We start from the raw sequence: 15,235 nt of genomic DNA on the forward strand, positions 1-15,235 counted from the left end.
AGTTCATCGAGCATGTTGCACACGATACGGGGGCCATACCCGGCGTCGGCAGCGTGATCGGCGCGCTTGTTCCGACCCTGCTCAACGCGCTTGCCGGCATCGCGGCCGGCGCCATCATCCTCGCCGTCGTCACGCTCGCCAAACGCGGCTTGCGCGCCGCCAAACAGTAGAAGGACCGGCCTTTCCCACAGGCGCGCCGGCGCCTGCGGTAGACTTGCGTGCGCCACTCTCTTCCCCTTCCGGAGACGCCATGCTGACAGTCGTGCTGATCGTATTGGGCATCATTGGATTCGCATCCCTCAGCGGCAAAATAAAGCGCCTGGAGTCGCGCATCGCGATGCTGGAGAAGCAGCCGGCGACCCCTTCCACGGTTCCCGCTGCGGAAAATATCTCTCCCAAGCCGGAGACCGCCGTCGAATCGCCACCGGCCCCGATCACTGAACCGGTGGTTATGCCATCGCCTGCGATTGCCCCGCCAATCGTGGCATTCGCCGCAGCATCCTCAACCACCATGCCACCGCCGCCGCAGGAACCCCGCCCCTTGTCCCGCGTGGCCGAATCCGTCTTCGGGCTGGTGAGGAAAAACCCGTTCGCCAGTGCCGGCGTACTGATGCTGCTGATCGGTTTCGGCTTCCTGTTTTCCCTGCTCGCCGCCAACAATATCCTGCCGCCGATCGTCCGGGTCGTACTGGTGGCGCTGCTTGGGGTGGCGATGTTCGGCATCGGCCTGCGGCAGGAAAATGCGCGGCCGATCCTTGGCCTGAACCTGCAGGGCGGTGCGTTGGCGCTCGAATACCTGTGCGCGCTATGGGCCTACCAGGGATACGGCCTGATCTCGGCGTCGGCGGCCTTCGTCTGGCTGGGCGGATTGTCGACACTCGCCCTGGCGTGGAGCATGCGCTCCGAGCGCAGCCTGTTCGCCTTCATCGGCCTCGCCGGCGCGCTGCTCACGCCGGTGATTGCCGGAACCGACGACGGCACGTTCTCGTCGCTGGCGCTGTACACCGCCTGGGTCGGGCTGCAAGGCATCGCCGTCGGCCTGCGCCTGCGCGCGCCCTCGCTTGCCAGCGCCGCGCTCGCCGGCAGTGCCCTTCTGCTTGGCGCGGCGCTCGATATCAACGCCGGCTCGACCGCTCTGTCGGCAGCCACGCTGGCCGGCATGACGGCGGCCTATGGCGCGGCAGCCTGCCGCTGGGCGCGTGACGCCGCCGGATGGACTGCTTCCCAGCGGGCGGCGATCGTGTCCGTGCTGATCGGCGCGCCATTGGTGATGGCAGGCTTCCTCAATATCAAGGCGGATGTCTCCGCCGGCTGGTGCGCGGTCCTGCTGGGCGCGATGGCGGCCGCCTACCTGCTCGAAATGCGCTGGACGCAAGCCGCATGGAAGGGCTGGCTGCTGGCGATCGGCGCCGGGCTGGCGCTGGTGGCCATCGGGGTTGGACTGGAAGGAGCCGGCCGCGCCATTGCGCTGGCGGCGTCGGCGATGGGGCTGATCCTGCTGGCGCAGGCTATGCAAAAGCCCTGGGCCAATCTCGGTGCGCTGTTGTACTGGTTCCTGTCGGTGGCCGCCGGGTGGCTGGGCTGGAAAGCCGGGGACATGGGCACCACGCCCTTGTTCGTCTCGGGTGCGGTGGCGCTGGGGGCCGGCTTCGTGGCGCAGCGCATGACATGGGGGTTGATCTACCCACTGGCGGCGCCTCTCGTCTTCGCCCTGGCCTTGCTGCAGGAGCGAATAGATGAACCGGACTTGCTCCTGATTTTTTTCCTCGGATGGGCATTGGCGGCGCAGGCGGCCGGCTACCGGCTGAAATGGAGCGGACTGCGCCTCGGCGCCGTGTGGCTGCTGCCCGCCGGCCTGCCGCTGTACTTGTCCACGCCGGACGATCTGTCCGCCATGGGATGGCTGGCGAGGGAGTTGATGCTCGGCACCTGGCTGGCTTGCAGTGTTCTGGTCGTATGGCTGACCGGCAGGGATGGGAACCTGCGGACGCACCTGCATCCCGGCTTGCTGCGCGCGGCGGTGATCGCCGTGCCGGTGCTGTGCCAGGTCGAAATGGCGCGCGGCTTCTCCATGATGGGGTTGTCGGAACACGCGCTGATCGCCGCCAGCATGCTGCTCTGGTCGGCATGGAGCGCGCTCGCGGAGGCCGCCAGCAGGCGCTTTAACGGACAGTCAGCGCTCGCTTCGGTGGTCGCGGCGCTGCTGATCTTCGTCGGCGTGGCAGTCGCACCGCTGTCGCTGATCACCGAGCTGTCGCAGTGGTGCTCGCTGGCCTTGCTGGCCTGGACGATCCGGCGGCAGGCGGGCAAGCAACTGCCGATGCGGGTCGTGTGGGCATTGGCCGGCGCGGCGCTGACCGGCTCGCTGCTGCGCGCGATCGGTGCCGGCTACGGGCTGGCGAATGAGGGGGCATTGGAATTGGCACTGACCAAGGCCATGCAGCCCTGGGTATCGCTGCTGTGGGCGGGCGCAGGGGTGGCGGTCGTGGTGATCGCATCGAGACGCCGGCTGCGGCCGATATGGGTGGGCGGCGGCATCGCGCTGGCTGTATTGGTCGGGAAAATGCTGCTGGTGGACCTGGCCGCATTCACGCTGGTGGCCAAGGTAGGGGTGTTCCTGGCGGTCGGCCTGCTGTTTCTCGGCCTTGGCTATTTCTGCCCGCTGCCGCCGGAAGAGGCGTCAAGCCGGGCTGCCGGATCCGCATGACCGCCGTGGGCGGTCATGCGGTCGGCATCGACTTCCTTACTTGTACAAGACTTCCGGCAGCCACAAACCGATGGCCGGGAAGGTGTACAGCAGTATCAGCGCCAAGACTTGAATCGCCATGAACGGCAACATGCCGGCGAAGATCTGGTTCAGCGTGACATGTGGCGGCGATACACCCTTCAGGTAGAACGCCGACATCGCCACCGGCGGCGACAGGAATGCGGTCTGCAGATTGAGTGCGACCAGCAAGCCGAAGAACAGCGGGTCCACATTGAAATGCCCCAGCAGCGGGATGAAGATCGGCATGAAGATGACGATGATCTCCGTCCATTCCAGCGGCCAGCCAAGCAGGAAGATGATGATCTGCGACAGGATCATGAACTGCAGTGTCGTCAGGTTCATCGACAGCACCCAGTTATTAATGATCTCCTGCCCGCCGAGCAGCGCAAACGCCGCCGAGAAGATGCTTGACCCTACGAACAGCCAACACACCATCGCGCTTGTCTTGGCGGTCAGGAACACCGACTCCTTCAGCATCGACATATTGAGCCGGCGGTAGGCAGCCGCCAGGATCAGGCCGCCGAACGATCCCATCGCCGCTGCCTCGGTTGGTGTGGCCAGACCGAAAACGATGGCACCGAGCACCGCCAGGATCAGGAATGCGAGCGGGAAGAATGACCCGAGCAGCATCTTGAAAATCTCGAGCCGGGCGAAGCTGAGCATGACGTAAAACAATGCAAGTGCGGCAAGCCCGACGGCAAAGGTGATCCAAAAACTTTTGGGCAGAGCCTTGCTTTCAGCCTCGGCGGCCTTGGCAGTCACATCGCCGGTCTGACCGGGGGCGGGAGCGACCGTACCCGCAGGTGCTTTGCTGGATTCGGCCCCGGGTGGCTCGGCCAGGCTTCCGCCGCCTACCGCTGGCGGCTCTGCCAAACCGCTCGCACCCGCGGCCGGCGGTTCAGCCAGCCCACCGGCATCACCCGACGGCGGTTCCGCCAGCCCACCCGGGCTGGACAGGGATGTGCCGCTGTCAAAGCCCATACCCATCTCGGTCAATGTGGGTTCTTCCGGCACGGCCTTGGTCGCCGATTGATAGACCAAACCCATGAGAAGCACGAATGCCAGTGCCGGCAGAAGTGCGATGAACAGCTGGGACAGCAGCGTCTTCATCGGCACATCGGCGTTGCGCTTGCCCTTGATGGCACCGACCAGGGTGGTCAGCGCATTGCTGTCACCGGTTTTGGCAAGCGCTTGGGTGTAGCGCGGCAGCGGCACCATCCGGTCTTCCGCTGCCAGGGGCGGCGCCCATGACGGCTTGATCTTGGCGATGATGATCACGTAAGCGACATACAAGAGCGCCAGCATGATGCCGGGGAAGAACGCGCCGGCATACAGCTTGACCACCGATACGCCGGCGGTAGCGCCATACACGATCAGGAGTACCGATGGCGGAATCAGGATGCCGAGGCAGCCGCCGGCAGTGATCGAACCGGCAGCGAGCTTGACGTTGTAGCCTGCCTTGATCATCGCAGGCATCGCAAGCAGGCCCATGAGGGTAACGACAGCGCCCACGATACCGGTCGCGGTGGCGAAGATCGCGCAGGTCACGATGGTTGCCACGGCTAGCGAACCTGGCAGCCTTGCCATTGCCAGATGCAGGCTCCTGAACAGCTTGTCGATCAGGTTGGCGCGCTCGACCAGGTAACCCATGAACACGAACAACGGCACTGAAATCAGCACGTCGTTCGCCATCACCGCGTAGGCACGCTGCACCATCAGGTCCAGCGTCTGGCCGACGGCAAGATCGGGATTGACGCTGCGGTAGGCAAACCAGGTAAACAGCACGCCCATGCCCATCAGTGTGAACGCCGTGGGAAAACCGAGCATGATCGCGATGACGATCAGGCCCAGCATCAGCAAACCGAGATGCCCGTTGGTCATCTCCGATGGCGACGGCATCAGGACAATCAGGCCGATCACGACCATCGCCATGATCGACAAACCAAACCATACTTCCTTCCTCATTTCTGTCCCCTGTTGTTGGCCACGATGTATTCATCGGACCGGGCGATATCCTGGTCCGTCACATTGACCATCTGCTTGAGCTTGTCGACATCGACTTCTTCCACGTCCTCCTCGCGTTTCGGCCATTCGCCGTTGCGCAGGCAGATCACGCAGCGAACGATTTCAACCAGCCCCTGCGCCAGCAGGAAAATGCCGGCGATCGGGATGACCGTCTTGAACGGATAGAGCGGCGGGCCATTGGCTGTAATGTTCGATGTTTCATTGATTGCCCACGATTCCTGCGCATAGGTATAGCCAGCCCATACGAGCGCCACCACACCGGGGATGAAGAACAGGAAGTACAACGCGAGGTCGAGCCCGGCCTGCAGGCGCGGCGGGAAGAAGCCGTACAGCACGTCGCCGCGGACGTGGCCATTTTTGGCCAGCGTGTAGGCTCCCGCCATCATAAACACGGTACCGTACATCATGATCATGAGATCGAATGCCCATTGATTCGGCGCATTCAGCACATAACGGGAAAACACTTCCCACGAAATCTGCAAGGTAAGTGCCAGGATGAGCCAGGCGAAGGCATGGCCGATCCAGGTGCTTACCTTGTCTACGAAAAACAAAAGCTTGTTCATGCTTGAAAATCCTTGAGTGCCGAAGGAAGGGAAGCCTTGCCGCTAACCATGGCAACGGAGCGCGCCAAAAAAAACACCATCCGATTGGTCCGGATGGTGTTTTCCTGGTTCATACGTGAAGCCGTTAGGCTTTCTTTCCGCCAGGTTTCTTCTGGAAGTAATGGTTGTAAGCCATGCGGCGGTTGTTGTTGGTATCCATGTCCCATTTCATCGCACGCTCTGCGAATGCACGTTGCGATGCCTCGACTTCCTTGAACAGCGGATTGTCGGCACCCTTCTTGGCCACCACCTCGTCCCAGATGGTCAGTTGCTGCTGGAGCAGCGAATCGGGTGTCTTGTAGAACTTGACGTTGTTTTTGGTCTGCAGCTCGATGTAATCCTTCGAATAACGATCGATTGCCTTCCAGGACATGTCCGCCGATGATGCTTCGACCGCGTTGGCAATGATGGCCTTCATCTTCGCCGGCAGCGCGTCATATTTGGTCTTGTTGAAGCTGATCTCGAACTGCTCGGAAGCCTGGTGGAAGCTTTGCAGCATGCAGACCTTGGAGACATCCGGGAAACCGAGAATGCGGTCCGAGGACGCATTGTTGAATTCGGCGCCGTCCAGCAGGCCGCGGTCCATCGCAGGCACGATCTCGCCGCCCGGCAGCGCATTCACGGCTGCGCCCATGGCGGTGAACAGGTCAATCGCCAGGCCATTGGTACGGAATTTCAGGCCCTTGAAGTCTTCCGGCTTGGTAATCGGCTTCTTGAACCAGCCGAGCGGTTGCACCGGCATCGGGCCGGTGAGGAAGGACACCACGTTGGCGCCGATGGAGGAATAGAGTTTTTCCAGCAATTCCTTACCGCCGCCGTATTTGTGCCATGCGAGCACCATGTTGGCGTCCATGCCGAACACCGGGCCGGACGTCCACAGCGCAATCGCGCTTTGCTTGCCGTAGTTATAGCCCATCACGCCGTGGCCGCCGTCCAGCGTGCCCTTCGATACCGCGTCGAGCAGGCCGAATGCAGGAACCACCGCGCCCGCAGGCAGCACTTCGATCTTCAGTTCGCCGCCGGTCATGTCATTGACCTTCTTCGCGAAGTCGAGCGCGTATTCGTGGAAGATGTCCTTGCTTGGCCAGGTGCTCTGGAAGCGCAACTGTGTCGCCGTCTGCGCAGTAGCGACCATCGGGAATGCAACGGCAGTGGCGGTACCGGCTGCCGCCTTGCCCAGAAAGCCGCGCCGTGAGGCTGTCGACTTGTTGTTCGGGGAGGCCTTGGCGGCTGCTTTGTCGGATGTCTTGACGCTTCTCTTCATGATGTGTCTCCTTGTAGGTTTCAGTACGGCGAATTGTTATCCGTCAACAATCGTTTGCTTTTGACAAATCGCAATCGGAACAACCGCACTAGCATGCTCCTGCCATTTTCATAGTCAAGCCGCAGTGCAGCATTTCAGTCAGGCACAGGTGAAAATTTTTCAACTGCTCGAGTGTCCAAGCGGTCTGCGGGGCAAGCTGCGGCGTCGTTAAAGCGACTTCAAACGGGCTGCGCATTGTGCAACCGCGTCATTTGCGGCGCCTATCACGCGGCCCATGGTGATAAAGCCATGTATCTGTCCCGGATAGTCCAGAAGTTCGGCGTGGTTGCCGGCTTTCTGAAGCAATTCGGCATAAGCACGGCCTTCGTCGCACAGGGGATCGTAGCCGGCGGTGATAACCAGGGCGGGCGGCAGGTTGGCGTGGTCGGCCGCCAATGACGGCGATATCCGCCAGTCGAGCCGGTCGGCGTCCGGGCCGAGATAGCAATCGGTGAAATAGTCGATGACTTCTCGCGTCAGCAAATAATTTTCACCCAGCGTTTGGTGCGATGTCGTCTGAAAACGGAAGTCGGTGACGGGATAGATCAGCAGTTGATAGGCCAGCGACGGACCTTTGCGATCCCGCGCCATCAGTGCCATCACCGTCGCCAGGTTGCCGCCCGCACTGTCGCCGCCGACCGCGATTTTCGCGGTGTCGATCATGAATGTTTCTGCATGATCGGCGATCCATATCAGAGTCGCGTAACTGTCGTCGACCGCGGCGGGGAAACGATGCTCGGGGCCGAGACGGTAGTCGACCGAAAACACGGCCCATCCGGACAGGTTGCATAACTGGCGGCACAGGCTGTCATGGGTATCGAGGTCGCCGATGGTGTGCCCGCCGCCGTGGTAATACACCAGCGCCGGCAATATGGCGTCGGGAGCGGAAGATTGAGGGCGATACCAGCGAACGCCAATGTCGGCGCCGGTGCCGGGAGAGGGCACTGAAAGATTCTCCACGCGGGCGACCGGCTCGGGATCGGGCTGCGTGAAGAAACGCCGCTCTTTGTAGAAAGCCCGGGCTTCCGCTGGCGACAGCGTGTGGTAAGAGGGAATATTGCGGCTGGCGATGACGTCAAGCAGCGCCTTCGCGTCTTTGTCGAGCATGGAGTCTCCTCTGTGGAATGGCGGGATCGGTTTTTTGTCGGTTACTGTAAACCGATCCTGCGTTTTCTGCCGGAGGCGCTTCTCTCCTGGTGTCAGGCGGCAGGCGGCGTTTGCGGGGACACGAGGAATTTTTCCTGGAAGCGATCGTGCGGCATGGGTCTGCCGAACAGGTAGCCTTGCCCGGCATGACAGCCGTTCCCGGTCAGGAACGCGACCTGTTCCTTCGTTTCGACGCCTTCCGCCACCACCTTTAAATTCAGAATATGGGCCAGCGAAATCACCGCCTTTACAATCGCGGCATCGTCCTGGTCGGTGGCGATGTCGTTGACGAAGGAGCGGTCGATCTTCAGGGTGTCGACCGGAAAGCGCTTCAGGTAATTCAGGCTGGAATAGCCGGTACCGAAGTCGTCGATGGAGATGGACACGCCGAGCTGCTTGAGTTCGATAAGCGTTCTGAGCGACTTGTCGACGTCGCGCATCACCATGGTCTCGGTGATTTCCAGTTCGAGATAACTCGGCGCAAGGCCTGTATCTGCAAGCACCTTCTCCACCACGCTGACGATATTGCCCTTCGCCAGCTGGCGCGCGGAGAGATTCACCGACACCGGGACCGGCGGAAATCCGGCCCTCTGCCATGCGACATTCTGCGCACAGGCGGAACGCAGCACCCATTCGCCGATGGCGATGATGAGCCCGCTGTCTTCCGCGATCGGGATGAACTCCGCAGGCGATACCATGCCGCGCACCGGATGGAGCCAGCGCACCAGTGCTTCGGCGCCGACCAGTTCGCCGCTTGCAAGACTGATCTTTGGTTGGTAGTGCAACAGGAATTCGTTATTGGCGATCGCGGCACGCAGGCTGTTGAGCAGCTCAAGGCGCAGCGTCGCATGCGAATTCATTTCGGCCGAAAAATATTCGACGGTATCGCGCCCGAGATCCTTCGCCTTGTACATCGCCGCATCGGCATTGCGCAGCAGCGCTTGCGCATTCGCGCCATCCTGCGGATACAGACTGACGCCGACGCTGCAGGTCACCTGCATTTCGAATCCGCTGACGGTCAGGGGTTCGGCAATTGCGGCGACGATGCGCCGGAGGGTATCCGCAAGCGCATCGCTTTGCTTGATACCGCTGAGAACAATCACGAATTCATCGCCCCCCTGCCGGGCGACGGTATCGGTGGCGCGGATGCAGGAGGCAAGGCGACGCGCAATAATTTTCAGCAATTCGTCGCCGGCCTGATGTCCGAGACTGTCGTTGACAAACTTGAACTGGTCGAGATCGATCAGAACGACCGCTGCCTGTTCGCGGTTGCGTGTCGCCAGAAGCATCGACTGCTCCAGGCGATCAACCAGCAGGTTGCGGTTGGGCAGGCCGGTCAATGCATCGTGCGTGGCCTGGTGCTGTATTCGATCTTCATTGATTTTTCGGTCGGTAATGTCGATCACCGTACCTTCGAAAAACAGGATGTCCTGATCGTTGTTTCGCACGGTACGTGCGTTTTCGGATATCCAGAGTATCTTGCCGCTGCGGTGATAGACCTGGGATTCGAAATTCGTCACGCTTCCCTGCTCATCCATGAGCCGCAGGAATTCGGCCCGGCGTTGCGGATCGACGTACAGCTGATGCTGGATATCCCGCAGATGCGTGATCATCTCGGCCGGTCCGTCGTAGCCGTACATGTTTGCCAGAGCGGGATTGACCGCGAGATAGCCCTTTTCCGGCGTGGACTGGAAAATGCCTTCAACCGCATTCTCGAAGATCGTGCGGAACCGCCTCTCGGCTTCATGCAGCGCGTGCTCTGCTTCCTTGCGCTGGGTGATGTCCTGGATGATGCCCTCGATTGCCACATGGTCGCCGGCGGCGCCGCGGATGCCGACGCCGCGTTCCCATACCCACCGGACGCCGCCATCCTGGCGCAGGATCCGGTATTCCAGGCTGAAGCGATCGCCGGCATCGAGCGCGTCGCGGATCACCGCATGCACATAGGCGCGGTCTTCCGGCAGGGTGATGTGTTCGTACGACACCCGGTGGTTATGCAGCAGGTCTTCGACCGCATAGCCGGTCAGCGCATGGCAGCCCTCGCTGAGGAACTCCATGGTCCATGAATCATCGATACGGCAGCGATATACGACACCATCCAGATTTGCGAGCAGATTCACCAGCATGCTGGCCTCATCTGCTGAATTGGTCAGCGTCGAAGAAGCCACATGGACTATCGTTTCCATGTTTTGCTCCATTCCTTCCGTCATGGCGTGCCGGTACGCCTGGCAGGCACATCTGAGCGGCAATTAAAATATTTCTAAGAAGCAATAACAGTACCACGCTGGAAGCAGCGGTGCGTGATGTTGACAGGCAAAAAGTTGGAAGTGGGACGTCGGCGTGGTGCGTCGGACACTTGGACGCACTGAAACAAGACATGTACCGGGATCTGACGAGGCATCGGATTGGTGGAATTCGATGCCTCGTGATCAGAATTTGAATCGTCGCCGGCTACTTGCCGGCGACAGGAAGGGAACCGAAACGCGTTAAAGGGATGATCAGTAACCGCGACGGCCGCGAACCATGCGGGAGGCATAGCGGGACTGGAACTTGCGCCAGACAAATCCTGCAACGGCTAGAAAAATCATTTTCCTCATGATGTGCTCCAGATAGAAAGAATGCTTTGAAAGAAACCGCGCTTGATACAGTAAGGCGGCTGTGAGCCCATCGAACGGCATGGGATGATACTTTTCTGACTAGCCGGCCACCCTTTGGTTCCTGTTTTCCTCTGTATCCGGGACCGCTGCCAAATGCATTCGCGGCGGTCCCGACGACAGGCTTAATGCTGCTTTTCGGATTCCTGGTCCCGCGTATAGGGTGAATGCAGATGCACCGGAGTAGGGGACCGCTTGCGCAACCGGATGTTGAGCATTTCCACCATCACCGAGAACGCCATCGCGCTGTAGACGTATCCTTTCGGCACATGATGACCGAAACCTTCGGCGATCAATACCACCGCAACCACCACCAGGAAGGACAACGCCAGCATCTTGATGGTCGGATGCGCCGACACGAAACGACCGATCGGTCCTGCAAAGAACATCATCATGGCCACCGACGCGATCACGGCGGCGATCATGACCGCGAGCTCGTCGACCATGCCGACGGCGGTGATGATGGAGTCAAGCGAGAAGACCAGGTCGATCAGCATGATCTGGATGACCACACCGGTAAAAGTTGCCTTCACCGCACTGGAAGTTTTTCCTTCCGCACCCTCGAACGACTCGTGGATTTCGCCAACGCTCTTCCACAACAGGAACAGGCCGCCGGCGATCAGCACCAGGTCACGCCCGGAAAAGTCGAACCCGAACGCCGAAATCAGCGGCTCGGTCATGCCGACAATCAACGACAGGATGAAGAGCAGGCCGATACGCATGAACATGGCCATGAACAGGCCCAGTCTGCGCGTGAATTCACGGCGTTCCGGCGGCAGTTTGTCGACCAGAATGGAGATGAAAATAATATTGTCGATGCCGAGCACCAATTCAAGTGCCGTCAACGTGGCGAACGCCATCCATATCTGCGGGTCCGAAAGCATTTCCATCATGAGATTTTCCTTATTGTTTGAATGGTCTCGGAACGATTCGCAAGCAAATGTTATTCCGGCCAAAGAAACGGGCGCCACGTGGTTAGTCGTGACGCCCGCAAAGTGATTATCGACGCATGGCCGAATAAAAAAAACCTGCTTGCCGGTGGGCAAGCAGGTCGGTCCTACATTAGTCGTTGCTGGCGAAACCCAGCAGGTGCAGTAGGCTGGTGAACAGGTTGAAGATCGACACGAACAGTGACAATGTCGCCATCACGTAATTCGTCTCGCCGCCACGGATGATGTTGCTGGTCTCGTACAGGATCATGCCGGACATCAGCAACACGAACACGGCCGAGACGGTCAGCGACAGCGCCGGGATGCTGAAGAAGATCGCACCGAGCCCGGCCAGAAACGCCACCAGGATGCCGACCATCAGGAAACCGCCCATGAAGGAAAAATCACGTTTGGTCACCAGTACATACGCCGACAAGCCGAGGAAGATCGCTGCCGTGCCGCCGAATGCCGTCATCACGATTTGCCCGCCGTTGGGCATGCTGAGATAGTGGCTGATGATCGGGCCCAGGGTGTACCCCATGAAACCGGTCAAGGCGAATACCAGCGCAACGCCCACGCCGCGGTCGCGGAATTTATTGACCAGGAACAGCAGGCCGAAGTAACCGACAAGGGTGATCAGGATGCCGGGATGCGGCAATCTCATCGCGGCGGATACACCGGCCGTCAGGGCGCTGAACGCCAGCGTCAGCGATAACAGCATGTAGGTATTGCGCAGCACCCGATGGGCGGCGCCGTCGATGACGGTGGATGCAGTGCCGGACCGGAGTGCGTCGGGTCGAATCTGGGTATAACGATCGTTCATAGCTTTATCCTTTAAATGAAACAACACCGGCGAGATGCCGGAAAGGTCGTTGCGAAGCATTGTAAAAAGGGGAAAAGTACACCGGTATCTCCAGAAATAAATGCAACAGACATCATAGATATGCGACGCTTATTTAAAAAGCGAAGATAATAGAAATATTCCTTCGCAAAAAACAGACATGAAGACAAATACCCTGAACTATCGGCATCTGTATTACTTCTGGATGGTGGCAAAGGAGGGAAGCATCACCCGTGCCGCCGAACGACTGGATGTTGCCATACAGACTATCAGTGCTCAACTCGCCTTGCTGGAGCAGTCGGTCGGGAAGGCATTACTGGCGCCGCAGGGCCGCCGGCTTGTCCTGACCGAGGCCGGCCGGGTGGCGCTGGCATACGCCGACCAGATTTTTCTCCTGGGCGAGCAAATGCAGGAAGTCCTTTCCGATAGCGATATCGGGCGGACGATGCGGCTGACTGTCGGCTTGTCCGATTCCTTGCCAAAAGTCATTGCATCACGCCTGCTGGAAGCGGCTTTGCATTTGCCACAGCGGGTAAAGCTGGTGTGCTATGAAGACGATTTCGAATCGCTGCTGGGTGATTTGTCGGTGCACAAGCTGGACGTCGTGTTGACCGACCGACCGGTTCCCTCCGGTACGACATTGCGGGTCTTCAGTCACTTGCTGGGCGAAAGCGAAATCGCATTGTTTGGCGTTCCGAAACTCGCGGAAAAATATCGTCCGAACTTTCCTGCCAGTTTGCAGGGTGCGCCGCTTCTGCTGCCTACACGCAATCATGCGATTCGCGGACGGCTTGACCACTGGTTCGAGGTAAACGATGTGCGGCCGGAAGTCGTCGGTGAATTCGACGACAACGCATTGCTGAATATTTTCGGCCGCATCGGCACCGGCCTTTTTCCCGGACCGTCGGCGCTGGCGAAGGAAGTCAGGGAGCAGTTCGGCGCGGTGTCGGTCGGGGCAATGAAGGTCAATGAACAGTTCTACGCGATCTCCAATGAACGCAAGATCAAGCATCCCGCCGTCGAAGCCATCCTGTCCGAAGTCCACGGGAAAGTGTTCGTAAGGTAACCGGAACCCGCTCCGGGCCGGCTTGTCAAATTGCAAGCGGTGGAATCCGCCTCGTTCTGGAGGATGCCTTGGCCCGAAGTGCATTACTGCTCATCAATCGCAAGAGCCGCAATGGTGCCGCTGATGTGGACGCCGGGCTGGCCTGCTTGAGGCAAGCCGGCATCGAAGTGATCGATGCCGATCTCGAGAAGCCGGACCAGATCCCGGAAGCGATACGCCGGCACGCCGATCATGTGGATTGCGTCATTGTCGGTGGCGGTGACGGTTCGCTGAATGCGGCGGCTCCCGCCCTGGTGGAGACCGGCGTGCCGCTCGGCATTCTTCCGCTCGGCACCGCCAACGACCTTGCCCGCACGCTTGCCATTCCGACGGATATCGAAGCAGCCGCGCAGGTTATCGTGTCCGGCATCCGGCACCATATCGACGTCGGCAGCGTCAATGGCCGCTATTTTTTCAATGTGGCCAATATCGGACTGGGCGTGCAGGTAACGCATCAGTTGTCGCCGGATCTCAAGCAGCGCTGGGGTGTCGTCTGCTACGCGCGCAGCCTTGCAAGCGCATTCAAGTCGTTCAACCCCTTTCATGCCGAAATCGTGTGCGATGGTCGCCGCCATCGCGTGCGGTCGATCCAGATCGCCGTCGGGAATGGCCGCTACTACGGCGGCGGCATGACGGTCGATGAAGAGGCCAGTATCGACGACCATCGCTTTTTTCTGTACAGCATCGAACCGCTCGATTTCTGGAACATGCTCAGGCTGGCACCGGCGGTGCGGAGCGGGACCTTCCAGGAACATCATCCGGTGCATCTTGAGCAGGGCCGCACCATCGAGATCGTTACCCGCAAACCGATGGTCGTTACCGCCGACGGCGAGATCGTCACCCGTACGCCGGCGCGCTTCACGATGCACGGTGGCGCCGTGCAGGTGTTTGTTCCGCCCGGCTATCTGCATCAATACGAGGAGACCCGCAATGTTGCTCCGAAGCGAACAGCAGCTCGCACTGAATGACCTTGAAAGCCTGTGCATGGAAGCGGCGGACCAGTACGCCGCCGCGGCCGGCAAAACCACGGACGTCTCGTTAGCGGCGTTATTCGAGGAACAGGGACGGCATTACGACCGGTTGGCGAAGGAACTGGCGGTGCATATCCGCGCCCTGGACGACCTGCCACAGTCTCCCGACCCGGACCGGGAAGCGGTCGATTCGCTCGTGTCCAGCATCAAGGCCTTTTTATCCAACGACGAGCGCATTCCGCTCATCGATGAACGCCATGCAGCCGAGCATGCCATTGCACAGGCAGCGCAGTCCGCATTACAGCTTGAGCTGCCGCCCGATACCATCGGCATGGTGCAGCGTATCCTGTCGCATGCGGAGAACGCCCAGTTCCGCCTTGATGCCGCGCGCTGACGGCTCATATCCATCAACGGCGCAACAGTCACGCCACCGTTCAGCCGGGATTGCTTGAACAAGGCCGGGTGGTTGCACCATACTGAGCCGTCCGGCTGATGCGTTATCTTTAGTCAGAATGCCGGCGCACAAGGAGCGCACCATGAAGAAGATGGGCCGCACGGCGAGCCTGCTGTTCGCGTTGTTTGCAAGTGTGCCGGCCGTTGCGTCGGATACGACCAGGACCATGCTGCTCGCCAGCCTGGAATGGCTTCCCTACGTGGGCGTCGGCCTGGAGCGGCAAGGCTTGTCGACCTTCGTCGCGGAGGCGGCGGCACAACGGATCGGATACCGGGTCAATGTCGATTACTTTCCCTGGACGCGGGCGATGCACACCGGCGGCAAGGATCCCCGCTATGCCGGTTATTTTCCCGCCTACTACACCGAAGAACGTGCGCGGGAATGCCATTTTTCCGCGCCGATCGGAAGCAGTACCATCGGATTTGCCCATCTCAAAAG

General features: G+C 60.2%; 12 protein-coding genes and 1 pseudogene. 5 read left to right on the plus strand and 8 right to left on the minus strand.

All coding sequences use genetic code 11. The annotated features are described in order from the left end of the window. The first annotated feature begins 250 nt into the window (after window positions 1-250). A complete protein-coding gene (locus V7080_RS14735) occupies window positions 251-2,707 on the plus strand; it encodes a DUF2339 domain-containing protein (RefSeq protein WP_334189148.1) in 2,457 nt (818 codons plus the stop codon). A 36-nt stretch (window positions 2,708-2,743) separates the two neighbouring features. On the opposite strand, the gene V7080_RS14740 is transcribed toward V7080_RS14735, so the two are convergent. From V7080_RS14740 to V7080_RS14775, 8 genes are all read right to left on the minus strand, one after another. Then, window positions 2,744-4,732, minus strand: coding sequence for a TRAP transporter large permease (locus V7080_RS14740; RefSeq protein WP_334189149.1), 1,989 nt, complete (start codon window positions 4,730-4,732; stop codon window positions 2,744-2,746). Next, window positions 4,729-5,355, minus strand: coding sequence for a TRAP transporter small permease subunit (locus tag V7080_RS14745; RefSeq protein ID WP_334189150.1), 627 nt, complete (start codon window positions 5,353-5,355; stop codon window positions 4,729-4,731). Before V7080_RS14745 ends, V7080_RS14740 begins: the two co-directional genes overlap by 4 nt. Before the next feature lie 124 nt (window positions 5,356-5,479). Continuing rightward, entirely contained in the window at window positions 5,480-6,658 is a 1,179-nt protein-coding gene (locus V7080_RS14750; protein WP_334189151.1) for a TRAP transporter substrate-binding protein, read from the minus strand. A gap of 207 nt (window positions 6,659-6,865) precedes the next feature. Beyond that, window positions 6,866-7,804, minus strand: coding sequence for an alpha/beta hydrolase (locus tag V7080_RS14755; protein ID WP_334189152.1), 939 nt, complete (start codon window positions 7,802-7,804; stop codon window positions 6,866-6,868). A gap of 92 nt (window positions 7,805-7,896) precedes the next feature. Then, the gene (locus V7080_RS14760) at window positions 7,897-10,029 is read right to left on the minus strand and encodes a putative bifunctional diguanylate cyclase/phosphodiesterase (RefSeq protein ID WP_334189153.1); all 2,133 of its coding nucleotides are present in this window, start codon (window positions 10,027-10,029) and stop codon (window positions 7,897-7,899) included. 312 nt (window positions 10,030-10,341) lie between these two features. Next, window positions 10,342-10,521 carry a hypothetical protein gene (locus V7080_RS14765; protein WP_334189154.1) on the minus strand — a complete coding sequence of 60 codons (180 nt, stop codon included), beginning with the start codon at window positions 10,519-10,521 and terminating at the stop codon, window positions 10,342-10,344. Between the two features lie 101 nt (window positions 10,522-10,622). Further along, window positions 10,623-11,390, minus strand: a complete 768-nt coding sequence (locus V7080_RS14770; RefSeq protein ID WP_334189155.1) for a TerC family protein — start codon at window positions 11,388-11,390, stop codon at window positions 10,623-10,625. Window positions 11,391-11,559: 169 nt separating this feature from the next. Next, window positions 11,560-12,249 (minus strand): Bax inhibitor-1/YccA family protein, encoded by a 690-nt coding sequence (locus V7080_RS14775; RefSeq protein WP_334189156.1) that lies wholly within the window; start codon window positions 12,247-12,249, stop codon window positions 11,560-11,562. A 178-nt stretch (window positions 12,250-12,427) separates the two neighbouring features. On the opposite strand from V7080_RS14775, the gene nhaR reads away from it, so the two are divergent. From nhaR to V7080_RS14795, 4 genes and pseudogenes are all read left to right on the plus strand, one after another. Continuing rightward, a complete protein-coding gene (gene nhaR, locus V7080_RS14780) occupies window positions 12,428-13,333 on the plus strand; it encodes a transcriptional activator NhaR (protein WP_334189157.1) in 906 nt (301 codons plus the stop codon). Window positions 13,334-13,401: 68 nt separating this feature from the next. Beyond that, window positions 13,402-14,340, plus strand: a complete 939-nt coding sequence (locus V7080_RS14785) for a lipid kinase (protein ID WP_334189158.1) — start codon at window positions 13,402-13,404, stop codon at window positions 14,338-14,340. Further along, window positions 14,303-14,737 carry a hypothetical protein gene (locus V7080_RS14790; RefSeq protein WP_334189159.1) on the plus strand — a complete coding sequence of 145 codons (435 nt, stop codon included), beginning with the start codon at window positions 14,303-14,305 and terminating at the stop codon, window positions 14,735-14,737. The genes V7080_RS14785 and V7080_RS14790 overlap by 38 nt, the downstream gene beginning before the upstream one ends. Before the next feature lie 142 nt (window positions 14,738-14,879). Then, a pseudogene (locus V7080_RS14795) lies at window positions 14,880-15,235 on the plus strand (transporter substrate-binding domain-containing protein); the annotation flags it as partial.

Source organism: Noviherbaspirillum sp., from assembly GCF_036846085.1.
Taxonomy (GTDB): Bacteria; Pseudomonadota; Gammaproteobacteria; order Burkholderiales; family Burkholderiaceae_D; genus Noviherbaspirillum.